This is a genomic window from Streptomyces sp. ID05-39B (assembly GCF_033794725.1).
Classification (GTDB): Bacteria; Actinomycetota; Actinomycetes; order Streptomycetales; family Streptomycetaceae; genus Streptomyces; species Streptomyces bobili.
Genome location: NZ_JARGEF010000099.1, coordinates 1 through 26589, shown reverse-complemented (window position 1 = coordinate 26589; position 26589 = coordinate 1). Strand labels below are relative to the sequence as shown.

Below are 26589 nucleotides of genomic sequence, written 5' to 3'. Positions count from 1 at the left end.
GCTTCCACCCCCGCTCCCGCTTCCACCGCTCCGGGGCGGACCGCGGCCCCCCTCCCCTTCACCTGGAGCATCGGTTCCCAGCTCTGGGAGGGCGGCTGCGGGCACACCTACCTCGTGGACCGGGCCCCCCGCGCGGTCGCCCCGCCGCCGGTCGCGGCCGACTCCGGGGCGTGGGCCGGGACGCATGGTGCCGTGCACGGCGGGGAGGCGCTGGTGCGGATCACGGTCCAGGGCCGGTCGCCGTCCGACGCCGTCGTCCTCCATGCCCTGCACGTGCGCGTGGTCGACCGCGCCGCGCCGCTGCCGTGGAACGCGTACCGGATGGACAACGGCTGTGGCGGCGCCGTCACCCCGCGCCACTTCGCCGTGGACCTCGACCGGCCGCGCCCGCTCGCGAGGCCCGTCGACGGCCTTGACGCCTCCGGCGCAAAGGTCCGGAAGATCCCGGCCGTCTCCTTCCCGTACAAGGTCACCTCCTCCGACCCCGAGGAGCTGCTGGTCTCCGCGCGGACGGCGGGCTGCGACTGCCGCTGGTACCTGGAGCTGGAGTGGAGCGCCGGGGGCCGTACGGGGACGGTGCGGATCACGGACGGCGGGAAGCCGTTCCGCACGAGCGGGACCAGGGGGAGGCCGGCGTACGTGCACGACTCCGCCGAAGGGCGCTGGATCACAGACTCGGGCTCTGGACAGACCGGGTGACCGATGAGTAACTTCGAACGGGAAGGCCGTTGTCAAGGGCACCGACCTGGAGAACTACGCAAGCATCGACGCGCTGTCGAAGTTCCGTTCAGATCTGGCCCACATGAAGGAACAGAGCACCGTGATCCGGGGCGAGCTCGGACACGACGCGAAGGTAACGTCGCTCGACGCGGTCGCGAAGCTGCCGACCGCGACGATCGAGGACTGCGTCGACCTGTCGAAGTGGCAGACCATCCACACCCGCACCAACAAGGTCCTTCCCCTCCCGACGAACCAGCCGCGCCGCTACGTCGCGACGGCGACGGCGACGGCGACGGCGACGGCGACGGCGACGGCGACGGCGACGGCGGAGAAGTGGCCGAAGACATAGGCGAAATTCCCGAAGCCCTTCTGCACGGCCAGCTCACGAACAGCCGCAACCCAACCCGCAAAGCCGATCCCGGCGATGACCACAGCCCCGGCCACGACCACGCCGATCAGAATGCGGTGTGCCCGGGTCAGCTCGGGTATCTCACCACTCCCCACAGCCACGCCCCACCCCCTGTCCGCCTCACAACTGAACAACTCTCACACTCCCACGACCGCAAACCGTGCACGCGTTCGACGACCACAACTGGCGGAACGGCAACCAACAGTGACCGATCGACACCCACCTCCCTCACATCGCGGCAACAGCCCGCCGCAACAAACCCACCAGCACACCCCGCAGGCCTCTGGGGGCAACCGGAGACAGGAAGCGCACGGCCGGTGACCCGCTGACGCCTCACGCGTCCCTGAAAGCCACCCACCCGCCGACACCGTCCATAGACGGTGTTCCCTGCGAGCCACTGCGGGATGGGGTGACGGCCAGCGCGGGCTTTGACGGGCTCCGTACGAAGCCCATACCAATCCATCCTTGACGGACTGGACGTACAGGAGGAAGGCAGCCGGTGGCAGGACGTTCCGCGCAGGCGCGCCGATCGCTGTTCACCGCGCACCCGGCCCGCACGGTCGTGCTGGCCTTCGCCGTCGTGACCGCCCTGGGGACCGCGCATCGGTCACCCCTGCGGTCGATGACCTGGGTAGAAGCCATGACGCGCGACGTGGACGCTGCCGCAGCGCAGGGAAGATCGATCGACCTGAGTGCTGTGGACAGGACGGTCAGCGCGGGGTGGTGTAGTCGGCCTTGAACGGGCCGCCGTGACCCGGCACGATCAGGTCCGCCGCGGCCAGCACCCGCAACCGGGAGGCGCGCAGTACCTCGCGGTCCGGGGCTACCGGGTCGTCCGCCGGGCCGTTCGCATGCCACCACAGGTCGCCGGCGAAGGCCACCACGCCCGAGTCCGTGCCCGCCAGCAGTGTGATGTCCTCGAGGCTGTGGCCCGGGGTGCGGATCAGCCGCAGCGACGGGGTGAGTTCATACCCCTCCGCGTCCCGGTTCGTCCAGTGGTCGTCCAGGTATTCCACCTTGTGGTCGTGCACCCGGGCGCGACCGAAGAGGCCCACGTTCATGGTGTTGTCCGGATGGTGGTGGCTGAGCACCACATCGGTGATGTCGTCGGGGCCGAGCCCCAGTTCCGCGAGCGGGGCCAGGATGTGGTCGCGGCTCGCCACCATGCCCGGGTCGAAGATCACGTGCCGTCCCGCGTCAGAGATGTAGGAGACCGTGGCGGCGACCCCGGGGCCGGTGGAGCCCACGTAACCGGTGGTCAGAACCTTGTATGCGGCGCTGCGGCCGAGCGGTGCGTCTGTCATGGCCTCAATCCTTCTGTACGCGACCACGATTCACGATTGGCACTGCAGCCACTCATCGCATGATTTGTGCCAACCGTGTGCCACACTGCGCCCATGCCGCCTTTCAAGACCGTCGCCGCGTATGTCCCTCACGGCGTCGGCATGCTCGCCGTCGGCATCGTCACCGAGGTGTTCGGTCCCCACGGAGCGGCGCTGCCCGGTTTCGACTTCGCCCTGTGCGCGGACCGGACGGGACCGGTGCCCACGGACTGCGGCGTACCGCTGTCGATCGCGCACGGACTGGACCGGCTCGCCGGCGCCGATCTGGTCATCGCCCTGCCTGGGGCCGGGTTCCGCACACCGTCCTCCCCTGCCGTACGAGACGCGCTGAGGGCCGCGCACGAGCGTGGTTCCGTGGTCGCGGCCCACTGCGTGGGCACGTTCGCGCTCGCTGCCGCCGGACTGCTCGACGGCCGGCGGGCGACCACACACTGGCGGTTCGCCGAATTGCTCGCCGGCCGCCACCCGGAGATCACCGTGGAACCCGACGCGCTCTACATCGACGAAGGAAGCATCGTCACGGGCGCGGGAGCTGCCGCGGGCTTCGACCTGTGCCTTCACCTGCTGAGGCGGGAGTACGGCGCCGCGCTGGCCAACGCCGTCGCCCGGGACATGGTGTTGCCCTCCCACCGCGACGGGGGGCAGGCCCAGTACCTGGCCGCGCCCGTCCCCGAAGACGGCCAGGACGAGCGGCTCGCCGAGGTCCTCGGCTGGGCCCGCGAGCACCTCCACGAGCCGCTGTCCGTCACGGAACTGGCCCGCCGCGCCCTGATGAGCAAACGCTCCTTCGCCCGCCGCTTCACCGCCGCGACCGGCACCACCCCGCACGCCTGGCTGCGAAGCCTTCGGCTGAGCAGAGCCGAGGAACTCCTGGAAACCACGGCCCTGCCCATCGAGGAGATCGCCCACCGGGTCGGTTACGCGAGCGCGGCCGTGCTGCGCGAACAGTTCGTACGGCGCCGGGGAGTCCCACCCCGCTCCTACCGCCGTGCCTTCACCAGCACGCCGTAGCGAACGACAGCGGTCCCGCAGCCCCGCGCTGTCCAACACATCCACCTCGCCAGCCCGCTCGCTCTCGTGCCGACGCCGGGTGCGCTCGGCCAGTCGCACATCGGGGTCGGTCTCGGCCCCGGACGCCATCTGACACAACAGATGGAAGATCGTGTTCAAGCAGTTCTGGTTCCCGGAGAGTGCCGAGAGGGCCGTCGTACCGTGGAGGAGCTAGGGGATGGTCAGCCGCACCTGCTGCGAGTTCTACGACCGCCGGTACTAGGGTGCCGCCATGCGCAAGGCCGGCCCTCTCGACGAGCTCCCCGACACCAATCTACGTCTGGCGGTGGTCAGTCAGCTGATGGAAGCGGACACAGTGCCGCTCTTCCAACCCCCGGCGCCTGAGGGCGCACACGTCTGCACAAACACGTGTGATGCTGTGTGCGAGGAGTGGCTCGACGGCCTCGAGAGCTTCGACTACCGACAGGACGTGGCCGACGCCCTGCTCGGACTGCCCGTCACCCAAGCCCAGTGCGCCACCGTACGGGAGCTGAGGTGGCACACCTCCTCCAAGGCCATCGCCCTGGTCTGGAGCGAGTGGGGCGGCGAGTGCGAGGAGTTCCACATTCGCGCACTCGACGGCATAGGCACGGCCCTTCCCGGCCTGGAGGCACTGCATCTGGAACTCACCGAGGTCACCGACCTGACGCCTCTGACCTCCTGCGACCGGCTCCGTGCCGTCACCCTGGCCGGGAATTACGACAACGAGACCGACCTCGCGCCTCTCGCCGCCACCCGCAGGCTCACCTCGCTCGCACTGCACTCCAAACGCGTCGAGGAACTGCGCCCTCTGAGTGGCCTTCCGCTGGAGCATCTCTCCCTCGACGGCTGCCACGACGGCAACGGCCACAACGTGATCGACCTCGCGCCACTGGAGCACATCGCATCCCTGCGCACGCTCCACTACCGCCGCTTCGCCCGCATCCGCGGGGACGAGCACCCGGTCCTCTCCGCATTCGACAATGCCCGGGTCATCGACCGCCTCGCCACACGCGGAGTCACCCTCACCTTCGACTGGTGACACCGCAGAGCCGCCTGACCGGAACGGGAGGCGGTAGGCGTCGCCGAATGTGCTGGTCGACGGTGCGTGCTTGGACCTCGGCCTCGACCACTCGCAGGGAGAGGCTGCCGATGCGGGTGAGGTAGGAGCCGTCAGGCAGCAGGGCCAGCACCGGCGGGCGTCGTGTGCTGGTCGCAGCGCACCAGGAACTGCGTGCCTTGTCGCGTGATGGCGGGCGCGCGTTCGTTGCCGTCGAACGCGCGGTCGGCCAGAAGGAGCATGTCCGGAGAGGGATGGCGGGTCAGTTCCCGGGCGTAGTCGCTCTCGGATCTGACGGCAGGTCCGAAGGCTGCTGCGATCAGGCCGCGGGTGTTCCGCCTCGCGCCGGCCCGGGGAGACCACCGCATCGTTGATCTGCCGTCTGGCCGCACGGTACGGGCTAGAAGCAAAGACACTCCGTTCCAGCCGGGAGTGGCGCAACTATCCGCCCCGCCACAAGAGCGGAGCCACACACGCCGATGCCGAGGTGCTGCTGAAAGCGGCGGGACGGCGACTCCTGGCCCGGCTTTGCGGCGTCGAACAGGACATGCTGGCACGGGCGCTGCTGTCCTGGGAGCAGCAGGACACCAAACTGCCGGCCGCACCGGACGCGGAGCCGGCGGCAGCATGGCGGATCACCGGCGCACTCGCCGGGCCGGCAGCGTTCAGCTGCCACCTGTGCACCGCCCGGCGCACCGGGACGGCGGTGCAGTCACCTGGGTCGAAGAGTGCAGATTCTACTCAGCGACGCCGCCGCGACGTTACGCCCTGACTCCGGCATTGCTTGATGCCAGGGGTTCATTTCGGGTTATCGGGATGCTGGCTGACCCAGGCCAAGCCAGATGGGTCGAGGTGGCGTCGAACGCGGGTGACGGCAACGTAGGCCAAGCGGGCTTCCGCCTCGTCGATGGCTCCCGGAACGGGACAACCAGTGGCGTCGATGTCGTCGCTGTCGGGCCGTGGGGTGAAGTCGGGGGCGATGCGTACCCGGGCCCACTCCCGGCCCTTGGCTTTGTGCGCGGTGGACACGGTGACCTGAGCATGGTCTTCAGGCACAAGTCGGTCAACGGCTTGAAGGATCGCCTCTGGGCCGTGTTCGTCGACCAGGTTCGCGAATGGCTGCAGGTCGCTGCCAGCGGGGTTGTGCTCGCGTAGTCACGCAAGGCCGCCCAGGTCGTGAACAGTACGAGTTCGGGATGGTGGGTGCGCCAACCGTGAATGAGGTCATGGGCAGCCTGAGCAAGGCCTCGCAACAACTCGCCGCCTCCAACCAGTGCTGGAGGGACACCGTCCCTCAGTCGTCGCGCGCCCTCCGGCGATGTCCCCTCCCCGCGCGGCCACCGTCGCCCCGGTCCCCTCCGCCGCCCGGCCCCGCTCGCCGCGCCGGTTCGTGACCGCCGCCCTACGCTCGGGGCATGCAACGCCGCCTGATGCACATGTCTGCCGAGGCCCAGGATGCTCTGCGCACCGCGCTGGAGGAACTCCGCGCGGAGCTGAAGGTCCCCCTGAGCTTCCCCAAGCGTGTACTCAAAGCGGCCGACAAGGCCGCGGGTGAGGCGCGCTTGCCCGACAAGGACGCCACCCACCTGCCGTTCTTTACGATCGATCCGCCGACCTCGAAGGACCTCGACCAGGCCATGCACTTGGAACGGCGGCCCGGTGGCGGCTACCGCGCGTACTACGCCATCGCGGACGTGGCGACCTTCGTCAGGGCGGGAAGCCCTCTGGACATCGAGGCGCACGACAGGATCGAAACGCTGTACTTCCCTGACCTCAAGGTGCCCCTGCACCCGCCCGTCCTCTCCGAGGGCGCGGCCAGCCTGCTGCCGAACAAGGACCGCCCCGCCCTGTTGTGGCAGCACGACCTCGACGCCCACGGCAATCTGACCGACTCGTCCGTGAGCCGGGCCATGATCCGAAGCCGGGCCCAGCTCGACTACGCCGGCGCCCAGCAGGCCATCGACAACGGCACGGCGGAGGAGTCCCTCGCCCTGCTGCGCGAGATCGGTGAGCTGCGGGAGGCCGCCGAAATTGCGCGCGGCGGCATCTCGGTGAATCTGCCGGACCAGGAGGTCACCCTCGAGGACGGATCGTTCCGGCTGCGCTACGTGGCGACGCTGCCGGTCGAGGGCTGGAACGAGCAGATCTCCCTCCTGACCGGGATGTCCGCGGCCCAGATCATGCTCGACACGGGTACCGGCATCCTGCGGACCCAGAAGGAGCAGGCCGATCAGAACGTGATCAAGCGCCTGCACGACATCGCGAAGGCCCTGGGCATCGTCTGGCGGCCCGGCATCTCCTACGCCACGCTGGTCCGCAAGCTCGATCCCCGGAATCAGCAGCACATGGCCTTCCTCACCGAGGCCACGAGCACGATGCTCAAGGCGGAGTACACCGTCTTCCGCGACAGCCAGAAGCCGGCGTACACGATGCACGCAGCGATCGCGGCCCCGTACACCCATTGCACGGCTCCGCTGCGGCGCCTGGTCGACCGGTACACCGGTGAGCTGTGCGTGATGGCGTGCGCGGACAAGGCCCCGCCGAACTGGGTGCTCGACGCCCTGTCCTGCATCCCGTGCGACACGGCACGGGGGAAGGGCGGCCTGGCGGACCGGCAGACCATGGACCTGGCCGAGGCCGCGCTGCTCAAGGACCGCGTGGGCGAGGTGTTCGACGCCGCGGTCATCGACACCGACGCGGAGCGGGGCAGGCCGCGCGAGGGCAAAGTGTTCCTGGCCGACCCCGCCGTGCTGGCCAAGGTCGTCTCGACCAACGGCCTGGATCTCCAGCTCGGATCCAGCATCAGGGCCAGGCTCAAGCAGGCGGACCCCGCCGCGGACGAGGACAAGGTCCTCTTCACCGTGCCCTGATAGGACTCCGTTACTGACCGGGGTTGAGGGTCGGCCCCGGTGGCTTCGAACGTGTCAGTTGACCCCAGAGGAACGGGTTCTGCGGCCCCAGGTAGCGATCATTGGGGCGTGATGTGAACGAGTATTTTGGCCCCGCTCATTGTCCGCTCTCGGCTGAGCCGGGCATTCGGATGGGGGTCAGCCGACCGGTGGCTGATCGGCCGGGGGGTTCGCCCTCAGTTTCTCGAAGGCTGTGGGGGTCGGGCGGTGCGGCAGGAAGTTCTTGATCTGTTGCGCACAGTCGGCCGGACTGGCGGTGCTCGTGTCGCACTCGATGTCGTAGAGGCCGTGGGCATGGACCTGGGTGATCTGGCGTGCGGCCAGCCCCGGTGGACGGTCCCCGCGCTCTTGCTCCCGCCGCTCCAGTTCCGGCAAGGGGCAGTGCACTCCGACCAATACCACGTCTTCGGGGGTGAATAGGGCGACACAGTCGAGTAGACGCCACTGCTCGCTCAGGACGTGGTCGACCACGATGTTGTTACCGCCCGCAGCCATGCCGGCGACCGCGCGATGGAAGCCCATCCAGGTGCGCCTGAGCATGGAGGGCAGTTCGTCCGGCGCGATGTCCCGCCGCGCCCGCATGGCGTGGAAGGCGTCCACCGGCATGTGGAAGTACGTGTCGTCCAGGACCGGGAGGAGCTCCTTGGCGATACTCGACTTCCCCGAACTGGATGTGCCGTTCAAGAAGATGATCAGTCCGCCGGATGGCTGCGAATCTCTCGCCGAGCCCGCAACTTGTTGGGATTCAGCTTCTGTTGGAGCTGCCATCATCTTCCCTCCGCTTTGTGCGCTGCCGGTATCCGATCATGATGCATGCTCGGTCGTCGGCGTGTATGGGCGCCCCTGCGGTGGCCGATTTCAGGCCGGTCTCCCCCACCGGCCAGATACTCGAACCGGCTGCCGGTGAACGCCACCCCGCCGGGCGGCAGACCTATACCCAAGCAATGCCGCAGATCACCCACGGCACGCTCGGCACCCAGCAGTTCATTCAACCGCTGCCCCAACGGCGACAACGACACTCCACTGGCAGAGATCACACGAACCCATCCTTCACAAGGCGAGCAGTGCCCTGTGCCCTGAGTCCCCACCGCCCATCTCCGGCCGGCGGAGCGTGGAAGCTCCGCACCTGGTGCAGGGTGTGGAGCCCAGCTCACTCAGCGGAAGGGACCGTCGCTCGCGAAGGCGTGGGCTGCAAAGCGCTTGCCCATGCGACGGTATGCGGCGGCGGTGGGGTGAAGGCCGTCGGCCAGGTCATCTGCCTCGTTGGGGCCGAGCAGCTCGCGTCCGTCGAGATGGTGGAGGTGGGGATCGCACGCCTGCCGTGCCCCGGCGATCCGGGCCAGCTCGGCACGGACCACCGCCAGCGACAATGCCCCGCCGGCCACATCGGCCGGGTCGCCCAGGGCAACGAGCCTGCCGTCCGGGCCAGTCGCCGTCGGGCCAGGGGTCTTCTCCAGGGCCGGACAGCTCACCGGAGCAATCAGCAGCAGCGGGGTGTCCGGGTGCCCGTCCCGGATCGTGTCCAGGAATCCGTGTACCGCCGGGCCGAACGTCCGCAGCCGGAAGGCGGACAGGCTCACGATGTTGATGCCCACCTTGATGCTGATCAGGTCGGCCGGCATATCGCGGATCGTCCGGGCGACATAGGGGTCCAGCAGCGCGTTGCCCGCCAGGCTGAGGTTGATCACCTCCACCCCTCCGAGCGCAGCTGCCACCACCGGCCAGGTCCCGGTCGGGCCGTCGGCCTCGATGCAGTGGCTGATGGAACTGCCGTGGTGCACCCAGCGGCGCCGCCCGTCCGGCAGCGGTGCCAGCACCTCGCCGTCAGCGCGCAGTGCCACCAGTTCCGTCGGGGTCTGCTGCGGCAGCCACAACTCGACGTCCTTCATACCGGCCGGCAGCCCGGCGAACCGTACGGTTGCCGGCTCGCCCGGGATGAGCCGCTGCGCGGCCCCGGGGCCCGCCATCCGCAGCACGTTGCCCACCGGCGCCTGCTGACGCCCGGCCAAGACGCCGTCCACCAGCAACTCCAGCATCCCGGTCGGGCGGGGGCGGGGGTCGGAGTCGAGCCGGCCGGTGGAGGTGAGTACCTCCAACTCCAATGCGTGCGCATCGGTGCGGAACACCAGCCGCACCCCCGAGGGCATCACGGTCACCCCGTAGACCGACGGGTCCTGGTACTGCTCCCTGGTCCAGGCGGGCAGCCGGCGCGGCATCACCCCTGCCTGTGTGGTCTCCAGGTCCAGCGCGCCCCGCAACTCCACCGGCCCACCCACCAGGGGAACCGCCCGCATCGCCACCGTCACCGTCACCGCTCCTGTCCCAGGTCACTGCGCACCGGAGATGCCATCAACCCGGTGCCTTCGTGGCTCATCGACGCCCGCCGAACTCCCCGTCGCGGACCTCGATGCCCGCGTACCGCTGTGCAGTCAGAACGGGTTCGTGCCGTGTCCGGACCCGGGGCCCCCAGCAGCACCGCCGTGCCCAGCCAGGGGCCGCCGTCGTCGGACACCAGCGGCCCGTACGCAACCAGTTCGTCCCCCTCGCGGGGCAGGCCAAGGACGGCGGCCGGGCCCTCCCCGAGGCCGGACACCAGGTACCGGTTGCCGCCGGTTGGGCCACTGGGGAAAGCCCACACCGTGCGTCCCAGCACCTGGCGCCACCGGCGCAGCAACACATCCCGGTACGCGCCGGCCTGGTAGTCGGGCTCGCCGAAGACCAACGCTCGGGCGCGGGCGGCGCCAGGATCGGGCAGATCGACGATGTGCACGCTGCCGGTGGGTGCTTCCCCGTCATCGGCGAAAGTCGGGCCCCACGCGATCAGCTCCTTCGCGTACCGGTCCATGCAGGACCAGTACTCCTCCACCAACTCCTCGCGTAACACGAGAGAGCCGGACCGCTCACGGTGGCAGCAGAAGAACTCCATGACCACAGACCCTCCCCCACCAAGGACACCATCACAACTCGCTTTCGCCGACGACGACCCCACGCCCCAAGCAAGGCAGCCTGGGCGGGGAAGACAAGCACACACCGTGCACACAGCTGGACCACTGCCGGGGGGACTGTCAGGAGAACGACCCTGCCTCACCTTCGGCACCAACGGTGACACACGGTGATGGTCAGTACCGTTCCGGCGGCGAGCCGGGCGAGTTGCAGTTTCCAGGCCCGGGTGCGGTAGCCGTTGGAGCCGCCCGCGTCGGCGGTGATCAGCCGTGCCGCCTGCGGGTAGGCAGCCTGGCCCTGGCCGTGCCACCAGCGGCAAATCGACTCCACGGCGAATGCGGCGCTGTCGTGATCGGCACCGACGTAGACCCAGCCGGTGTTCGCCACGACGTCGCAGACCCCGCAGAGCCGGCCTTGCCCCGCTGCGGGTCGGCGAAGTCACGCACGCTCACCGGCACCGGCTCACCCGTCGGCCGCCGCCGGCAGCAGCCGCTGTTCTTGAACTCGCCGACGAGTACATTCCTCTTGGTGTCCATCCTGATCACCGGCTGCCCGGTGTCGCGGTGCTCGCGGACCTGCTCGTCGAGACAGCAGAACTGGGCATCGCGGTCCGGGTGATGGCTGCCCTCGACCGTCCTGGCGTTGGCCCGCAGGCTGAAGCCTTCCTCCCGCACAGGGCCGGCGTCGGTGCCCGCACCGACGCGGTGCCCGGCCCGCGTCAGCTCCCGCGCAAGCGTGCGCGTGGACGTAACCGTCCAACGCAGCGGCGGCATCGGGTCACCTCGCACATCCGGCTCAACCAGCGCCAGCAGTGCCGCCCGCAGCCCCTCATCCAGATCCGCGACCCGCCTGCGGCCCCCGCCCGGACGACGCACCCGCCCCAAAGGCTCCTCACCCGCCTCGAGATCGAACACACCCTTGCGGACCGCCGTCTCGCTGACCGCGGCGGCCTGCGCGACGGCCCGGACACCGCCGTGCACCAACACCCGGGCCCCCACGGCCATCAACAGGCGTCGCTGCCGCTCATCCGCATACCGAAGCAACACCGCGAACTTCACGGCAAGTCGGTCACGAGTCTCATCCGGGATGCGCCTACCACACCAACGAGCCTCAGGACGGGAAGCAACACCCTCATTCCCTGCAAGCCCCTAGCCGGACCCCTCAACGCCGGTGGCGGCACTTGGAGACCTGCACGGTGATCGTCAGAGATAGTCCTCCAGGCGGGCCACCGTGAACCCCTGTTCCTCGATGTGCCGCAGGAGGTTGGCGGTCATCTCCGTCATCGTCGTGCCCTTGAGCTCGGAGGGGCCGCGGAAGTGCGCCAGGATGATGTCGCCCGGCCGGAGCTTCTCGCCGGGCAGTTGGTACTGCATGTTCTTGATCTGCATGGACTCGCGCCACAGCACGATCGCCTCGATGCCGCAGGACGCGGCGGCGGTGCGGGTGGCCTCGTTCCAGTTGCCGTAGGGGGGCCGCAACAGCCTGGGCGCGGTGCCGTATTGGTCCTTCAGCCGGCTCTGCTGGCCGCATATCTCCCGCGTTTGGGCGGCGGGCCCCAGGGTGCGCAGGTCCGGGTGGGTCAGGGTGTGGTTCTGGACACCGTTGCCGAGGGCCTGGAGGGACTTGAAGTAGCCGTAGTCGGACCGGATGGCGGCGTCGGTGAGGAACATGGTGAAGGGGACGCCCAGCTCTCGCATCATCGTCAGGAACCGGGGGTCCTTCTCCGCCCCGTCGTCGAACGTGAGGAAGACGATCTTCTCCTTGGTGGGGATCTCGCTGATCACCGGCACCTGCCCCGCACCGGCACCCGGCAGTGCCGGCTTGGCCGCCGGCGGACCCGGCGGGGCGGCCAGCGGCTCGATCCCCCACTTACGGTAGGCCGCAGCGCGGTCGGGCCCGCCACCGGCCGCGGGTGACGGGTCCGCCGCGGGACGGTCCGCCGCGGAGCGCTCCGGCGCGGCCGACGACTGCGCCGTACACCCCGTGACGGCCACCGCCGCCAACAGCCCCCAGGCCGCCAACGCCCGCCCGATCCACCCGTCCATCCACCCGCCCCCGAGTCCTTCACACCTTCGACGACCTGTCCCCCTACTTGATGCCGAACAAGCATACGAGGTTCCATCAGGCGCCGACTGGGCCGGAACTGCGCGGATCATCGACGTCGCGCACACCGTGGCGACCTACCGCATCCCCGCAGGCCCCCACCACGACTTCGACACCGCCCGCCGGGCCGTCACGACCGGTCTCGACGTCGACCCTGCGGCGGAACTCCTCCACCGGGACTGGATACGGCTCGAGGCCGCCCACGGGAACCGGCACGGACTACACACCACGATCACCCGCGTCCAACAAGTCAACCGGGATCTGGACTGCTCTCTCGAGATGGAGACCACGCAGCTCATCGACGAACGCCTCAACGGCTCGGCTCAGGCACGGCCGTACGCAAGGTGCTGTAGCCGATCGGTGCGCGAGCGCCCTACCGGCCGGAGGTGACGTCCCGGGCTGCGTACGCGAGCAGTTCACCGATGGCGGCCTCGTGGGAGGCGGGAGGGCGTGCACTCCACTCGGCAAGGGTGTCACGGACGGCTGTGACGGGCCGGCCGCCGTCCCCGGTGACGGAGTACCGCTCGTACACGTACGCGGCGAGGGCCGCAGCATCGGGGTATGTACCGTGCTCTTGCGCGTAGGTAGTCCAGGCGCTGTGGAAGTAGTCGTATCAGGACTGGTCGTCCCACTCCGCTTCGTCGGAGCCTGCGGGCTCCTGACGGTGGAGCGCATGGCGGGCCTGCAGCACCTGGAGCAGGGGCTGCACCTGGTCCGGGGAGAGCGGGGCACCTGCTCCCGTGGACATGCCGTAGGTGTCACGCTGAGGTTCCCCCGAGATGCGGGGAGGTGACAGCAGGTCAGATGGGTCTCATGAGAGGAGCCCAGACGATGCCTGCCCCGAGGAAGTACCCCAAGACCACGGAGTCAAGGGCGATCCGGTGTTGTCAAGGGTGGGTCGGCGGGGTCCTGGAGGTCGGGTGTGAGCCACTCGGGTTCGAGGATGTAGATACCTCGCCCGGTGCGGCGAAGGATGCCCGCGCGAACCCGGCGCCCCAGTTCCGCACGTAGTCCCTGGGCGTCGTCCAGTCCGATGCCGCGAGCGATTTCACCAGCGCGCCAGGTGCGGAGAGGGGCGGTGCGCAAAAGTTGCGGCGTGCGGTCGCGACGCCCGTCGGGGGCCGGGGTCGGCGGACGAGTGCACCGTGACTCTGATGCTGGTGATCCTGGAGGCACCCAGGACTTGTGCCTGGTCAGGCGGTGCGGCATGGCGGGAGATCGTGCATTCCCTGCTTGGTTTCGCTCGTAGTGAGGGATGCGTTCGGCGTCTTGTTTCCGCTCCGTGAGCGAGGGGTGCGCAATGGCGTCGGTGCTGGGAATGCTGGAGGAGCGGGAGACAGCGGCCGTGTGCGGGTGGAAGGGCCGCGGGAGGAAGTCGCCCGGTTGGCTGGGGCGTTGGAGGCCGCCGAGATCGAGCTGGACCGGCGGGTGATCGCGCGGGAGGAGCTGGTCGAGGCCCTGGCAGCCTCGGCTGCCGAGACCACCGCCGTGACCGGTGGGTCACAGCCGCGCGCCGGAGACGGAGGGCGTCTCCGGCGCGTCGGTGTGCACTCCCCTCGTTCTCGGGCCGCGCGGGCCTCACCCGGAGAACAGCGCTGTCTCCGCCGCCGTACTGCTGAATCCGTTGGTCGTCGTGATGCGCAGACGGACGTCGTCCCCGGGCCGGAACTGGTCGCGGTCGAGGTGCACCGTGGGCTCCTTGAGCCCGACGCCCAGGGTCTGCCAGGTGCGGCCCCATCCGCGCTGACCTGCGCGGAGTAGGAGAGGTCGGGCTCGATGTCCCGGTCGAACTCCAGGGCCATGCCGAGCACGCCGTCCTCGGCGCCCGTGTACCGCGCGGCCCGCAGCGTGGGCGGGCTGCCTCCCGGCCGGAAGGTGTCCACCACCTGGCCGTCCACGACCAGCTCGACCGCCTCCGGAGCGGGTCCGGCCGGCGCCACCGCGTCGATCAGGCCGGTCCGGTCGGCGCCCGGCTCCAGTTCCGAGCTCAGCTTGACCGGCACCTGGATCTCCCGCGACGGTGTCCCCCCCCCTGACTGCAGGATCCGCAGCACGGCCGTCGGAGCCTGCCCGCCGTCCGCCGCCTCATGCCCCGCGGTCTGCCCGGTCGGAGGGCTCGGGGGAACGGCCGGCCGGTCCACCGGGTTGACGAACCGGATGCTGCCCTCGTGGCGGGTCAGGTTCACCGTCCCGACGACACTGACGAGCTGCTCGGCCACCCCGTCCGGGCCTGGACCCGCCACCGCCCGTGTGCCGGGGCCGGTCGACGTCACCCTGGTCACGGTGCGCGTGGGATGGCGGTCGTCGGGCCGCCCGCCGCTGCCACCGAGTCCCGCCATAGCCAGTGGCGGAGCCATCGGGACCGGCTCGGAAACCGGGCCGGTGCCCGACACGAGGGCGTCCTCGGCGAGCAGGCGGCGCCGCACGCCCTCGTAGGCGTAGGAGCTGATCCACTGGAAGTCGCAGTAGGTCATCACGTCGTGCCACTGCTCCCCCGGCAGCGCCTTCATCGGCAGGCCCAGGGCCGCGTCACCGACGTCGAAGCCGACGAACGCGTGGTTCTCGTCGCCGAGCTGGCCGTTCTTGAAGGGGTAGTTCAGGTCGTCGGGCTCCTGATCCCTACAGAATCCGGGGTGTCTGCGGCCCAGGGTGTGGGCCAATTCGTGGCCGCCTATGCTGACAAACAAGCGTGCGATGCGCGACCGAAGGGCGGGCCCGCGCCCCTCACGGAGGAGCGGTCACGCGCCTGGGCCACACCGCCGATCGCCCCTGCCGCCGGATCGGTGTGCGAGCCGGTCTCGATCGCCCGCCCGGCCCGGGACCGGGCCGGGCGGGCGATCGAGGCCGCCGCCGAGGAGACGCTCGAAGGTGCGCACCGCCGCGATGTTCCCGGCCGGCTGGTCAGCGATCCCCATCGCCCCGGAGCAGGGGGGCCCGGCGCCGACAGGCGTCCGTCTCGTGCTGCCACGAAGGGGAGGCGAATGCCTGCGGATAGAGCTGGGCACAGGTGGCGAGGTGGGCGTGGAAGGCCGTGTGCAGGCGGGTCGTGTAGTGGGTGAACACGGGTCCCTGCGGTGCCCCGGTGGCCATGGCGTGGAGGGAGGCCGCGGCAAGGATGGCAGTACGCAGCGCCTGGGCCGTTCCGGTGCCGCTGAGCGGGTCATAGCGGATCGCGCCGGCACCCACCAGGATCTGGCCGGGCACCGCTGGGGTGCGGTGCAGGCGCGGGGCGGCGGGGAGGGCGACGGCGTTCTCGGGAGCGTCTTTCAGGGCGGGCGCCAGAGCCGAGCCCGCGAGCAGCCTCTCCAGCAACTCCGTCGGGCGGGTGGCCGGGCCGGGGATCATGGCTTGGAGGAGGGCGCGGCCACCGCCCAGTGGGGTCAGGTGCAGCCACGCCAGGTCGGTGCAGACGAGCCGGGCGGTGGTCTCGTCCGCGCCTGGCACCAGCGATGCCTCCCCGGCCAGGAGGTGGCGCCGCCCGGCCGTCCAGTGACCGGACGATCCGGCGGCCGTGACGGTCCACCGCGGTGGGCCGGGCGGCTCGGAGAAGGCGTCAGGGTACCGGGCGGTGAGGCGGCCGAGCAGCCGTTCGGCGAGGCGGACGCCGTCCACGACGGTGGCCGGCTGGGGCAGGCGCCGGCCGATCGGGCCGGCGCCGGGCCCCCAGAATGCCTGACGGTGAGTCAGATGATGACAGTCCGCCAGCGGCGCGCGGCCCCACAGGGAGTGCAGCAGACTCAGTGTGGGTTCGTTGAGCAGCAGCGGGCGGGGGGCCGCCGCCGGCCCCGACGACCGGAGACGGACTCGGTGGCCGCGGGCGAGCAGCAGCCAGGCACAGGTCAGTTCCGCCAGTCCCGAGCCGGCGATCTCGACGGTCGTGGAGGTGGTGGGCACGGCGGGAGCCCGGGACACCGGGGATGTCATTGCAGACTGCACGCCGCGACCAGGGCGCGCGCTCCCTCCTCCTGACGGTCCAGCTGCTCCTGGAGACTTTCGTCCCCGAGCGAACGGATGGACCGCACCACCTCGCTGACGGCCCGCGCGGCGGCCCGGGGCGCCTGCCCGTCCGACAACGCCGGGGAAGGTGCGGCGAACCGGGGCGCCACTCCGCGTGCGGCGAGCAGGTGGTTGATCTCGTGAAGGTTCCGCATGGACCGCACCGCTTGCGCCCTCAGGAGTCCTCCCGCGCTGTCGCCCGCCTCCATGGTGGCGCGCAACGCGCCCAGCACCATGGCGTAGTCGAGGTCCGCGAGGCGGAGCAGCTCCCTGCCCATCGTGTCGTTCGGGGGCGCCAGTCGACGCAGGTAGCCGTCCGGGTCCAGACCGGCCAGATGTCCCCGGATCGCCGTGAACCGGTGGTAGTGGTCGTCGCCCTCGTCGATGATGAGCTTGATCAGGTGGGCCAGCCGCTCGGCCTGGGGGAAGGCGCTCGGGTTCTTCGTGATGGTGTGGTGCAGCCGTACGTACATCCCGTCGATGCCGTCCGGGTCGACCTGGGCGCTCGGTTTCTCGACCGCGATGAACCACTCGAGCTGCTCGGGCGTGAGCCGCTCCAGCTTGAATCGGTGACCGGTCTGCCGCTGGATGACGAAGTCGTCGGCGGGCCGGTCGAGTTGGAGAGGACGCCCCAGCACGCCGAGGATCTCGTTGACCCACCGCAGATGGCGCATCTCGTCCTCGGCCACCCCGAAGATCTCCTGCGCGGCCGCGAAGACGCGCCGGACCGGGACGTCCTCGGGGGTTCCCTCGGGCAGGGTCATCGGGGCGGCGAGCGAGTAGTGGGCGTAGAGGTATTCGAGGCAGAGCGCGTGCTCGACGGTCGCGAGGCGGGTCAGTTCCTCGATGACGTCCTGTGGCTTCATCAGGGGAAGGTCGAGCGGGGCGGGCACGCCCAGGGCGTCGTCCTCGCGTCCGTTGAGGACTACGGGAAGCACGTTCCAGTTCATGATCAGTTCGGGGTGGTCGATTTCGAGCGGCCCGCGCTCCAGGAAGGTGGTCAGGTCCGGGGCGGGCGGTACGGTGGTGCGGTCGCGACGCTGGAAGTTGAGGTTGCGGTACTCGCCGCCGGAGGTGGCGGAGATGTCGGGCTTGGAGGCGGCCCAGTAGTAGCAGCCGCACTCGCGGAAGTCGTACTGCCAGGGTGCGCACAGGCTGCGGGTCAGGTCGCCGGGCTCGTACACGTCCGGTTCGATGACTCCGTCCTGGTCCAGGTAGTCGGCCCGCTCGGCGGTCAGGATGGCCACTTCCAGCACGCCGGCGTCGTCGCGCTGCACCGCGTTCCGGCCCTGCGTCCGCCAGGCGTTGAGGCCACCGGGCACCCAGAAGGCGCCGGGCGACCGGCTGCCGGAACCCCGGCCGACGACGATGGAGATCTTCCCCGGCAGCAGGTCGTGCACCCGGCGCCACATCTCCGGGCCGGTCAGGTCGACCGCGTGGAAGACCGGTGCCTCGTTCTCCTCCTGGTCCACGGTGGTACGCCCGCACACGGCCCACAGGTACAACCGCTGTTCGGCGTCCCCGGCGCTGTCGCCCAGGTCGGCGTCGGAGATGCCCTGGTCCTCTGCGACACCCCCTTTGACGGCGAGCAGACGGGACCCGCTGCCGTGGTGGAAGTCGAAGAGGAGCCCGCGGAAGAAGGCCTTGTCAAGGTTTCGCTGGTCGAACTCCAGCCCGGGGAAGCAGTTGTCGACACCGCTTTCGGGGCGGGAGCCGGACGGGTTGCCGCGCACCACGTGCGCGGCACGGGCGGTGAGGTTGCGGGGGAAGATCTTCCCCTCGGGCGTGGAGAGGCCGGCGTTCCCGGGGGTCGGCTGGTTCATGGTCGGCTCCTTCAGGTCAACGGGCGAGGGCGGCCGGGTCGCTCGGCAGATCGGATACGGGCGGCAGCGTGAAGAACTCCGGTGCGGCCTGCGTGAGTTCGACGTAGGCGCGCAGGCAGAAGTCGAGCCAGCCGCGGATGTAGTCGCAGCCGGGCCGGCCGCGTCGGCTGACCTCGTGGTAGCAGCCGCCGCCGCACAGGTAGCGGGCCCAGCAGGACCGGCACGGCTCGGCACGGTCCACGTGCCGGGCGGCCAGGTGGCGTTCCCGGGCGGCCCGGTCGGGTCCGTCGGCCAGCGAGCCCATGGCGAAGGCCGGGTCGTCGACCAGGCGGTGGCAGGCGTAGAGGCCGCCTTCGGCGGAGGCGCTGAGGTAGCCGGCGCCGGCGCCGCACGGGTAGGGGCGGTGGCCGCCCGCGTGGAGTTCGTACATCGCGGTCTGGAAGTTCCCGAACGGGTAGGGGCGGCCCGCCGACAGCTCGCGCAGCGCCTGCTCGCCGCACTCGACCATCCCGTCGAGGAAACCGGTGAAGGCGGCGGTGTCGATCTCGTACGCCGGATCCGGCGCGCTCACCACTGCCGCGAAACCCACCTCGTCGAAGCCCAGGCCGATCCCGTGCTCCAGGATGTCCGGGAGCCGACCCGTGTACGGCGTCACGCTGACCCGGGCCGACAAGTGCCGGGGCCGCCCGTGGCGGGCCAGCACGGCCAGTCCGGTGCGCAGTCGGTCGTAGGCGCTGCCGCCGCCGGGTGCCCGGCGCAGCGCGTCGTGCCCGGTGCGGTCGCCGTCCAGGCTGACGGCCACGGTGAAGGGGTGGGCGGCGAAGAGTTCGGCGTCCGCGGGCCGGACGGTGGTCAGGTTGGTGGTGAGGGCGAAGCGGACCGCGTGCCCGCTGTCCTCGCCAGCCCGGACCGCGTACCGGACCACCTCGTGGATCAGGTCCCGGGCGAGCAGGGGTTCGCCGCCCATGAAGCCGACCACGACCCCGGCTTCGGGCGCGGCCTCCGCGAGCAGCCGGTCCACGGCGGCGAAGGCGGTCTCGCGGGGCATGGCCCGGGCGGAGCCGCCGAAGCGGCCCTCGTCGGCGTAGCAGTGACCGCAGCTGAGGTTGCAGGCCTGCATCACGTTGAGCGACAGCGAGGACAGGGGCGGTACCTCGGCCGGGGTGCCGTCGATGCGCGGGGCGGGCAGCCCGGGCTCGGCGCCCCACAGGGGAAGGCCCAGGTCGGCGGCGAGGGCGGTGTCCTCCGCGGGTGTGTGCGCGGTGGCCGTCCAGCGCTCCAGCCGGGCGGCGGTGGCTTCCGGCAGGTCGTAGATCCTGCTGCCGTCGGCGAGGAACAGGTGGGTGCCGTGGGCGCTGCGGAAGACCCGGGTCTCGGCGCCGAGGCCGCGCGGCCCGGATGCCGGCTCCGGCTCCGGTGGGCGGCGCCCGATCTGCAACAGCACGCTCATGTGCCCTCCTCCACGGTCTCCCGCAGCGAACCGGCCCAGCCCGCCAGCAGGTCGTACTGGCGGCGCGTCAGGTGCATGGGGTAGCCGTCGGAGCCGCGTACCGCGACCGGCATGCGGCGGTCGTGCCACCGCTGCTCTTCCACCGGGGTTCTGATGACCTGCCGGAGGAGTTCGGGCTGTTCCCGGAACAGATCCTCCAGGAACTCCAGAGCCACGAACCGGCGGTGCCGCCGACGGCCGCGCTCGGTGAGGGGGAGCGTCACCCCGGGCAGGGGGTCCGGCGGACCGAAGGTCCGTTCCCGGGCCTCCTCCTCGGGCAGGCCCAGGTCCCGGGCCATCCTCACGTTCTCCCTGGTCGCGCGGTTGTTCTGCGCGTCCACGTTGACCGCGTCCATGGCCTCCAGAACCCGTTCGAACAGGTCGCGGACCTCCAGCGCCGTCAGGTCACGGTTCTCGGCGATGTACGCGGGGTCGCTCACCTCCTCCCGCTGGACCCGGTCCGCCAGCCCGTCGGCGAGGGAGGTGAAGGGCCGGCGATCGGGCGCGAAGTCCGGCGGCGTGACAACGATTCGCGCGCGGGCGGTCAGGCCGCCGAGTGTGACGCCGACCAGACCGTCGCACACGTCGTCGACCAGACCGAGGCTGACTCCGCCGTCCTCGGGCGTCGAGCCGGCGAAGAGCTCTCCGGGAAAGGTCCGCGCGTCGGTGGCACCGGAGAGGGTGAACTCGCACCAGGCCGCGTCCGGCGCGAGGAACAACCGGTCTTCGGGCAGGAGGTACCGGCTGGTGCGATCGAGCAGGTTGCTCGGACCGTACACCGCCCCCGTACCGGGCGTGAAGCGCAGTCGCAGCTCGGGAAACCCACCGCCCGGGCGGGGCAACTGGACGGAGCCGAGCGGAACGCTCTCCCCCGGCGGTACGAGGGGCCGGTCCGTCCCCGCGGGCGACCTCCCCTCCAGCGGTTGCCGGAGATGTTCGTTGCCCCGCAGTTCGACGGCGGCCTCGATCCGGTCGCCCGGCGAGCCTGTGCACTGGTGCGCCTTGAGGTTGGCGACGTTCACCGTCCACTTCACCTCGGCCAGGTCGATGCCGAATTCGGCGAGGACGTCGACGGTGATCGGCTCGTCGGTGTGGCGCTGCCCTTCGGCCGATGTCCAGGTGCCGCGCAGCTCGAAGAAGGGGCAGATGGGACGGAAGCCGTTGACGTCCTTGAACCGGACCCGTTCCCCGGGATCGGGCTGCCGCTCGGTCAGGGCGCCGTCGTCGGCGACTTCGAGGGTGGGCAAGGGAACCACGGTGGTTTTGCCCGTGCCCCTGGGCGACAGGTCGCTTTCGCCGTAGTGGTAATTGCCGCACGGGGTGGGGGAAGGGCCCAGACGGGCGAAGGCGAGAGGTGGATGGAGCCAGATCCGTTCGATCACCGTGAGTCTCCGTTGTTCAGTGGATGGATGGGCTCGTTCAGCCGAAGACCTCGGCCGACAGGCAGGGGGAGGCGTCCCGCGCGGGCGGCACCGGGTGCGTACCGCCTGCCCGTACGGACAGCAGCCGACCGGCCGGTGCGTCCAATCCGGGCTGTCCGCCGAAGTCGAGGCCACTCGACCGGTCACGCCGGGAGAGGGTCCGCAGCACCCGGTCGGAGCCGTCCTGGAATCCGACGAAGTCCAGCCCCACTCGGAAGCCGGGGGGCGGCCGTTGGTCGGCGGTGAGCTGGAGGAGGAGCTCCTCGGCGGCGGCGTTGCGGACCGTGTCCGGCGCGTACGGCAGCCCGCTGCCGACCGACAGCGGCCCGCCCCTTGCAGGACGCGGCGAGCGGAACCCCCTCTGCGTCCCGAACCCCGCCGGGCACCGGATGCGACGGCCGATCGCCTTGTTCCGTCGGTCGAGCAGTGCAGGTGGCAGATCGTCGGCCAGTGCGAGTGCGGAGAACGGCATGTCAGCGCCTCTCGAAAGATGGGGGCGTTCCCGCAGTGACGCAGCGTACTCACTATTGTCACTCAGCGTACCGAAGGGTCACGCTGTGCGCTCGGAACCACGCCCGCACCTCCCGAATCGCGGCCGGTCACTCAATGCGGCGGGGCCGACTCCGGCCAGGTGATGGCCAGCCGGCGCCGGTGAAGCCACCGGCCACCAGCCGCAGGCCCTACGAAGAGCGCCGATGGCGTCCCACGGAGTGGTGTAACGGATCTTGGCTGGGAAGTGCGCCGTTTCCGTGCCCTCGCGTGCCTCGGCTGCCGGTGAACGCTCCCTGAGAACGGGGCAGGCCACCGTGCAACTGCCCTTGGTGAACTGCCAGTTCGTCCAAGGGGGTGCCCGGTGGCCTTGTCCCAGCATGACCTACTTCGCCTGCTTGAGTCACTACGTTCGGCAGATGGTCTTGAACTCGTCCGCGAGGTTGCTGAGCGGCTGTTGCAGGAGCTGATCGAGGCCGAGGCCACTGCCCGGATCGGTGCGGAGTGGGGCAAGAGGACCGACACCCGCACCACCTGGCGCAACGGGCACCGGGAGAAGACCGTGACCACGCGGGCCGGCGACCTGGAGCTGGCGATCCCGAAACTGCGGGCCGGCAGTTTCTTCCCGAGCCTGCTCGAGCGCCGGCGCCGGATCGACCAGGCCCTCTACGCGGTCGTCATGGAGGCCTACGTCCACGGCGTCTCCACCCGCTCGGTCGACGACCTGGTCAAGGCCCTCGGCTCGGACACCGGCATATCGAAGAGCGAGGTCTTGCGGATCTGCGCGGACCTCGACGAACAGCTCGACGCGTTCCGCACCCGGCCGCTGGATCACACCCGCTTCCCCTACGTCTATCTCGACGCCACCTACGTCAAGGCACGCCTGAACCACCACATCGTCTCCCAGGCCGTCGTCATCGCGACCGGCGTCACCGAGGACGGCGGCCGTGAGGTCCTGGGTGTCATGGTCGGCGACAGCGAAACCGAAGCGTTCTGGACCGAGTTCCCGCGCTCGTTACGGGAACGCGGCCTGACCGGTGTCCGTCTCGTCATCTCCGACAGCCACAGCGGCCTGGTCAAGGCCATCCGCAAGGTCATGCTCGGCGCCGCCTGGCAGCACTGTCGTGTCCACTTCGTCCGCAACGTCTTCTCAGTGATCCCGAAGGGAGCCGCGGAGATGGCCGCCGCGACGATCCGCACGCTCTTCGCCCAGCCCACCGCCGAAGCGGTCCGGACCCACCTCGACACCGTCGCGGACATGCTCGGCGAGCAGTCCCCCAAGGCCAAAGAGATGCTTCTCGACGCGAAGGAGGACCTGACCGCGTTCGCAAACTTCCCTCACCAGCACTGGAAGAAGATCCGGTCGACGAACCCTCTGGAGCGGCTGAACCGGCAGATCAAGCGCCGTTCCGACGTCGTGATCATTCGGCAGTGCCGGGCAGGCAGGTGGTGTTGTCCGGATAGAGGCTGTCCATGCTCTCGATGGAGAGACAGCGGCGGGGGAAGGCAATCCACTCGTCGTGGAGTTCGACGAGGACGGCGGTGGCGAGCCGGTCGACGGCGCCGGTATTCGGGAAGACCTGGACTGGCAGCCCACCTCGAGGCCCTCGACCAGCTCAGGCAAGACCTGTGCACGAACGGCTGGCACGAGGCAGCCCAACTCGAGCCGTTCCTGGCCCACCTCGGTGAAGGGGCCACGGCCATGCTCTTCCGCTGCACCGTCTGCGGCACCCACCTCGCCTACGCCGACGCCTCATAACCGCCACTCAGCCCGGCACCCCACGAGATCGAACCGATCACCCGTCAAAGGAACCGCACCCTTCTGCATCTTGCTGGCCGAATCCGAGCGGGTCGCACCGCGGTCCAGCGACTGGGGAATTGCGTGACCGTCGACAGCACGCGGAAGTTGTAGTCGTTGCCCGGAGCCGCGACCGCGTGCGGGGCGCCTGGGTGTTCGGGGGCGCGGTGAGCACCCGGTAGATCTTTCCCTCGTGAACAGTGGACTTCACCGGTCGCACGCCCACGTTGGGAACGACGACGGGCTGAATCCAGTTCGCGAGCACCGCGCAGATCCGGAGCGGGGGGACGGGGGGACCGGGGGGACGGAGGCCCGGCCCCGGCCTCGGGTTCACGGCCCCGGGCTGCCCAACTCCCGGCCCCGCTACGGCTGCTCAGCCCCCGGCATGACACCGGCAGGGCTCCGCACATCAGACACACCTGTGACTGGCATCACACTTCTCCTTTCCTTTCGCTTTGAGCAGACTGTGTCGCGCTCAGCGCAGTATTCACACGGGGAAGGCAAATGTTTTGCTCAGAAGACTTCGCACATCCACCTCAGCCACCGCTGCCCTCTGCCGCACCGCGGCCACCCTCCTCTTGGCCGGAGCCGCCATCGTCGCCGCCCCCGTCGCTCCGCAGGCTCATGCCGACGACGGCCCGGCCGGACGGACGCAAGAACCGATCGCCCCCCGCGGCAGCACCACCTTCTCGCTCAACGCACTGGCGGCCTACCCGGGCGCCGGAGCACCCGCCACTGCGAGCGACTTCACGCTCGACGCGGGCAGCGACCTGAGCGGACGCGTCGCGGCCCTCGACTCCGCGCTGTACAAGCAGGGCGTCGCCAACCTGCTGGCCGACGCCAACCATCCGGTCAAGAGCGGCAGCAACTGCCCGGACACGTTCGGGCCCGCTCCGCTGCGGCGGTCCGAGACATACTGCTTCGAGTCCGCCGACGCGAACACTCGCGAGTGGATCCCGCAGGCGGTCACCGGAGTCTCCGACGCGCAGGCCGACGAGACGTGGGGGACCTCGTCCCGGCCGATCATCACCGGCTGGTACGACAACTGGAACCCGGTCCGCGAGGACGGCGGCACCTGCACGTCGAGCGTCTCGGACGCCTGCAACGAGAAGGGCGTGCGGATCACCTTCGTCGAGCCGGCCACCATGAAGTACCGGCACGTGCTGCTGGTCTGGCCGTACCTCAACAGCGCCGGCAACATGTCGTACGACGGCCTCCACGCCTCTGAGAACCCGGATCAGAACGGCATCCACGCCGGAGGCATGGTCTGGTACGGCAACTACCTCTACGTCGCCGACACGAACGACGGCATCCGCGTCTTCGACATGCGGTACATCATGGACCTCAACCCGGACGGGGACGCGAGCACCAACGACTGGACCGAGGACGGGCTGAAGAGCGACGTCACCGACACGCGCAAGATCGGGCGGCAGAGCGGCGTCTACTACAGCTTCGGCTACCGATACGTGATGCCGCAGGTCGGCACCTGGCACTTCCGCACCACGCAGTACAACACCGGCGCCGCGACCTGCGCGGACAACGGCGCGCCGAAGGCCTCGTACCTCTCCCTCGACCGCAGCGGCACGGACAAGCTCATCGTCGGCGAATACTGCCGGCACAACACCACCCTGCCGTCGCTCGGGCGGATCGGCGCCTGGCCTGCGGCCGACCTGTCGAACTTCGCGCCCGGCGGCACAGTGACCGCCGACTCGACGTACTTCCTGCCCGTCGAGGGCCTCCAGGGCGCGGCCCGCTACAACGGCAACTGGTACTTCAACCAGAGCCACGGCTTCGCCAACGGCGACATCTGGCGCGCCAAGATCGACAGCGCCGGCCTGCTGATGACGACCGGCGGCGCGATCCGCACGGCCACCGGGCCGGAGGACTTCTACATCGAACACGGCCAGGGAACCGGGCGGGCCCCGCGCCTGTGGTCGGTCTCCGAGCACCGGCCGGACACTCCGTTGTTCGACACCGACCCGGACAACGACAACGCCTGCGCGGACAGCAGCCCGTGCGCGCGGACGCTGTACTCGCACCTGCTCAGCGACGTACTGCCGTAAACCGAACCGCGGGCCTACGGGGCGTCGGCGTCCAGTTCGCAGCCGGCGCCCCGTACTGTCCCGTCGCCCACGACGGCGGCGACGACGGCGGATCAGGCCGAGGCCGAGGCCGAGAAGACGAGCGCCAGGCCGTACGGATCCACCCGTACCGTCATCACGGCGCTATTCGGGGGGTGCGTCTATGAGCTCGTAACTCGATCTTGTTGAGGTGTGCTGGGTGGGCATGACCGGTCTGTTGATTCGGCCGTTTTGTGACGCTGTGAGTACTCGGCCGTGGATCGTGGACGACGACTTGTGGGCGCTGATCGAAGCGTTGTTGCCACCCTGGCCGGAGCGGTCACCAGGCCCGCGGCCGGTGGCGGATCGGCTCTGTCTCCAGGGCATCCTCTACGTCCTCCACAACGACGTAGCCTGGCAACACCTGCCGCTGGAGCTGGGGTTCGGCTCGGGACAGACCTGCTGGCGCCGCCTGGAGCGGTGGCAGCAGGCAGGAGTCTTCGACCAGCTGCACCGCATCCTGCTCGCGGAGCTGAACGCGGCCGGCCAACTCGGCTGGTCGCGGGCCTGCGTGGACGGCTCCCATGTCCGCGCGAAAAGGGGGTGCCGACACCGGTCCGTCGCCGGTCGACCGACGCCATCCGGCGGAAGTCCTGCCGGATGATCCCGCTCGGCCTCGACGATCCGGTCCACGAGGTTCGCCAATCTCCACCAGCCGACCGCGCTGTGCCGGGTCCGGCCGCGGGAGCGAGCAGCGGACACAGGCGTGCCGAGCCGGATGTCCACCGTGTCGTCGGGCTCTGGCCGGCGGTCGAGCCGTGCCGGACGGGACCGGCGTAGGCGCCTTCGTAGGCCCCGCAGTCGCACACCATGATGCTCTGGCCGTCGTTGACCAGCTTCTTCCCGCCGCCGTCGGTGCAGCCGTCAACAGAGCGGGGGCGGATTGGGAAGCCGCTATCCACGCCGACGCATGTGATGCCCGCCGGGGGGGTGGGAG

Annotated in this window: 18 protein-coding genes and 7 pseudogenes; 9 read left to right on the top strand and 16 right to left on the bottom strand. The window is 70.1% G+C overall.

The genetic code is table 11. The features are described from left to right. Both P1P75_RS21640 and P1P75_RS21635 read left to right on the top strand, forming a co-directional pair. A pseudogene (locus tag P1P75_RS21640) lies at positions 1 to 699 on the top strand (XRE family transcriptional regulator); the annotation flags it as partial. A 121-nt stretch (positions 700 to 820) separates the two neighbouring features. Continuing rightward, on the top strand, positions 821 to 1069 hold the full coding sequence (locus P1P75_RS21635; RefSeq protein ID WP_319257792.1) for a hypothetical protein: 249 nt from the start codon (positions 821 to 823) through the stop codon (positions 1067 to 1069). 770 nt (positions 1070 to 1839) lie between these two features. Here the strand turns inward: P1P75_RS21635 and P1P75_RS21630 are convergent. Next, on the bottom strand, positions 1840 to 2433 hold the full coding sequence (locus P1P75_RS21630; RefSeq protein WP_319257787.1) for an MBL fold metallo-hydrolase: 594 nt from the start codon (positions 2431 to 2433) through the stop codon (positions 1840 to 1842). A 93-nt stretch (positions 2434 to 2526) separates the two neighbouring features. Between P1P75_RS21630 and P1P75_RS21625 the strand changes: the two genes are divergently transcribed. Next, positions 2527 to 3483 carry a helix-turn-helix domain-containing protein gene (locus tag P1P75_RS21625; protein ID WP_319257785.1) on the top strand — a complete coding sequence of 319 codons (957 nt, stop codon included), beginning with the start codon at positions 2527 to 2529 and terminating at the stop codon, positions 3481 to 3483. A gap of 271 nt (positions 3484 to 3754) precedes the next feature. After that, complete coding sequence (locus P1P75_RS21620; protein ID WP_319257783.1) at positions 3755 to 4543, top strand: hypothetical protein; 789 nt, start codon at positions 3755 to 3757, stop codon at positions 4541 to 4543. Positions 4544 to 4674: 131 nt separating this feature from the next. Here the strand turns inward: P1P75_RS21620 and P1P75_RS21615 are convergent, their stop codons facing one another. After that, positions 4675 to 4803 (bottom strand): hypothetical protein, encoded by a 129-nt coding sequence (locus P1P75_RS21615; protein WP_319257781.1) that lies wholly within the window; start codon positions 4801 to 4803, stop codon positions 4675 to 4677. A gap of 556 nt (positions 4804 to 5359) precedes the next feature. Beyond that, a pseudogene (locus P1P75_RS21610) lies at positions 5360 to 5838 on the bottom strand (3'-5' exonuclease); the annotation flags it as partial. 138 nt (positions 5839 to 5976) lie between these two features. Between P1P75_RS21610 and P1P75_RS21605 the strand changes: the two are divergent. Next, entirely contained in the window at positions 5977 to 7431 is a 1455-nt protein-coding gene (locus P1P75_RS21605) for an RNB domain-containing ribonuclease (protein WP_319257780.1), read from the top strand. A gap of 177 nt (positions 7432 to 7608) precedes the next feature. On the opposite strand, the gene P1P75_RS21600 is transcribed toward P1P75_RS21605, so the two are convergent. The 5 genes and pseudogenes from P1P75_RS21600 to P1P75_RS21580 all read right to left on the bottom strand — a co-directional run bounded on the left by P1P75_RS21600 (position 7609) and on the right by P1P75_RS21580 (position 12458). Then, positions 7609 to 8154, bottom strand: a complete 546-nt coding sequence (locus P1P75_RS21600) for an AAA family ATPase (protein ID WP_319257778.1) — start codon at positions 8152 to 8154, stop codon at positions 7609 to 7611. Positions 8155 to 8624: 470 nt separating this feature from the next. Beyond that, positions 8625 to 9764 (bottom strand): SGNH/GDSL hydrolase family protein, encoded by a 1140-nt coding sequence (locus P1P75_RS21595; RefSeq protein WP_319257788.1) that lies wholly within the window; start codon positions 9762 to 9764, stop codon positions 8625 to 8627. Positions 9765 to 9840: 76 nt separating this feature from the next. After that, positions 9841 to 10396: pseudogene (locus P1P75_RS21590) on the bottom strand (YciI family protein). A 176-nt stretch (positions 10397 to 10572) separates the two neighbouring features. Next, positions 10573 to 11417: pseudogene (locus P1P75_RS21585) on the bottom strand (ISAzo13 family transposase); the annotation flags it as partial. A gap of 198 nt (positions 11418 to 11615) precedes the next feature. Continuing rightward, positions 11616 to 12458: a polysaccharide deacetylase family protein gene (locus P1P75_RS21580; protein WP_319257776.1), complete on the bottom strand. Its 843-nt coding sequence runs from the start codon at positions 12456 to 12458 to the stop codon at positions 11616 to 11618. A gap of 127 nt (positions 12459 to 12585) precedes the next feature. Here P1P75_RS21580 and P1P75_RS21575 point away from each other — a divergent pair, with 127 nt between their 5' ends. After that, positions 12586 to 12906, top strand: a complete 321-nt coding sequence (locus P1P75_RS21575) for a hypothetical protein (RefSeq protein ID WP_319257774.1) — start codon at positions 12586 to 12588, stop codon at positions 12904 to 12906. A 223-nt stretch (positions 12907 to 13129) separates the two neighbouring features. Here the strand turns inward: P1P75_RS21575 and P1P75_RS21570 are convergent, their stop codons facing one another. From P1P75_RS21570 to P1P75_RS21535, 8 genes and pseudogenes are all read right to left on the bottom strand, one after another. After that, positions 13130 to 13264, bottom strand: coding sequence for a hypothetical protein (locus tag P1P75_RS21570; RefSeq protein WP_319257772.1), 135 nt, complete (start codon positions 13262 to 13264; stop codon positions 13130 to 13132). A 119-nt stretch (positions 13265 to 13383) separates the two neighbouring features. Continuing rightward, positions 13384 to 13753 (bottom strand): annotated as a pseudogene (locus tag P1P75_RS21565) (IS4 family transposase); the annotation flags it as partial. Then, the gene (locus tag P1P75_RS21560; protein ID WP_319257790.1) at positions 13710 to 15176 is read right to left on the bottom strand and encodes a hypothetical protein; all 1467 of its coding nucleotides are present in this window, start codon (positions 15174 to 15176) and stop codon (positions 13710 to 13712) included. The gene P1P75_RS21560 and the pseudogene P1P75_RS21565, both read right to left, overlap by 44 nt. Before the next feature lie 241 nt (positions 15177 to 15417). Further along, positions 15418 to 16410 (bottom strand): hypothetical protein, encoded by a 993-nt coding sequence (locus tag P1P75_RS21555; RefSeq protein ID WP_319257770.1) that lies wholly within the window; start codon positions 16408 to 16410, stop codon positions 15418 to 15420. Between the two features lie 26 nt (positions 16411 to 16436). After that, a complete protein-coding gene (locus P1P75_RS21550) occupies positions 16437 to 18335 on the bottom strand; it encodes a ferritin-like domain-containing protein (RefSeq protein ID WP_319257768.1) in 1899 nt (632 codons plus the stop codon). A gap of 16 nt (positions 18336 to 18351) precedes the next feature. Then, positions 18352 to 19785 (bottom strand): radical SAM protein, encoded by a 1434-nt coding sequence (locus tag P1P75_RS21545; RefSeq protein ID WP_319257766.1) that lies wholly within the window; start codon positions 19783 to 19785, stop codon positions 18352 to 18354. Continuing rightward, positions 19782 to 21071, bottom strand: a complete 1290-nt coding sequence (locus P1P75_RS21540) for a hypothetical protein (protein ID WP_319257764.1) — start codon at positions 21069 to 21071, stop codon at positions 19782 to 19784. The genes P1P75_RS21545 and P1P75_RS21540 overlap by 4 nt, the downstream gene beginning before the upstream one ends. Positions 21072 to 21243: 172 nt before the next feature. Then, positions 21244 to 21717 carry a hypothetical protein gene (locus P1P75_RS21535; protein ID WP_319257762.1) on the bottom strand — a complete coding sequence of 158 codons (474 nt, stop codon included), beginning with the start codon at positions 21715 to 21717 and terminating at the stop codon, positions 21244 to 21246. Positions 21718 to 22098: 381 nt separating this feature from the next. On the opposite strand from P1P75_RS21535, the pseudogene P1P75_RS21530 reads away from it, so the two are divergent. The 3 genes and pseudogenes from P1P75_RS21530 to P1P75_RS21520 all read left to right on the top strand — a co-directional run. Beyond that, a pseudogene (locus P1P75_RS21530) lies at positions 22099 to 23154 on the top strand (IS256 family transposase); the annotation flags it as partial. Between the two features lie 956 nt (positions 23155 to 24110). Next, the gene (locus P1P75_RS21525; protein WP_319257760.1) at positions 24111 to 25595 is read left to right on the top strand and encodes a hypothetical protein; all 1485 of its coding nucleotides are present in this window, start codon (positions 24111 to 24113) and stop codon (positions 25593 to 25595) included. Positions 25596 to 25818: 223 nt separating this feature from the next. Further along, positions 25819 to 26227: pseudogene (locus tag P1P75_RS21520) on the top strand (transposase); the annotation flags it as partial. Between the last annotated feature and the right edge of the window lie 362 nt (positions 26228 to 26589).

What these genes read in the sequence shown, in the direction of transcription:
- P1P75_RS21630 (WP_319257787.1), bottom strand. Translation starts at nt 2,433, where the DNA reads ATGACAGACGCACCGCTCGGCCGCAGCGCCGCATACAAGGTTCTGACC.
- P1P75_RS21625 (WP_319257785.1), top strand. Translation starts at nt 2,527, where the DNA reads ATGCCGCCTTTCAAGACCGTCGCCGCGTATGTCCCTCACGGCGTCGGC.
- P1P75_RS21620 (WP_319257783.1), top strand. Translation starts at nt 3,755, where the DNA reads ATGCGCAAGGCCGGCCCTCTCGACGAGCTCCCCGACACCAATCTACGT.
- P1P75_RS21615 (WP_319257781.1), bottom strand. Translation starts at nt 4,803, where the DNA reads ATGCTCCTTCTGGCCGACCGCGCGTTCGACGGCAACGAACGCGCGCCC.
- P1P75_RS21605 (WP_319257780.1), top strand. Translation starts at nt 5,977, where the DNA reads ATGCAACGCCGCCTGATGCACATGTCTGCCGAGGCCCAGGATGCTCTG.
- P1P75_RS21595 (WP_319257788.1), bottom strand. Translation starts at nt 9,764, where the DNA reads ATGCGGGCGGTTCCCCTGGTGGGTGGGCCGGTGGAGTTGCGGGGCGCG.
- P1P75_RS21580 (WP_319257776.1), bottom strand. Translation starts at nt 12,458, where the DNA reads ATGGACGGGTGGATCGGGCGGGCGTTGGCGGCCTGGGGGCTGTTGGCG.
- P1P75_RS21570 (WP_319257772.1), bottom strand. Translation starts at nt 13,264, where the DNA reads ATGTCCACGGGAGCAGGTGCCCCGCTCTCCCCGGACCAGGTGCAGCCC.
- P1P75_RS21550 (WP_319257768.1), bottom strand. Translation starts at nt 18,335, where the DNA reads ATGAACCAGCCGACCCCCGGGAACGCCGGCCTCTCCACGCCCGAGGGG.
- P1P75_RS21545 (WP_319257766.1), bottom strand. Translation starts at nt 19,785, where the DNA reads ATGAGCGTGCTGTTGCAGATCGGGCGCCGCCCACCGGAGCCGGAGCCG.
- P1P75_RS21535 (WP_319257762.1), bottom strand. Translation starts at nt 21,717, where the DNA reads ATGCCGTTCTCCGCACTCGCACTGGCCGACGATCTGCCACCTGCACTG.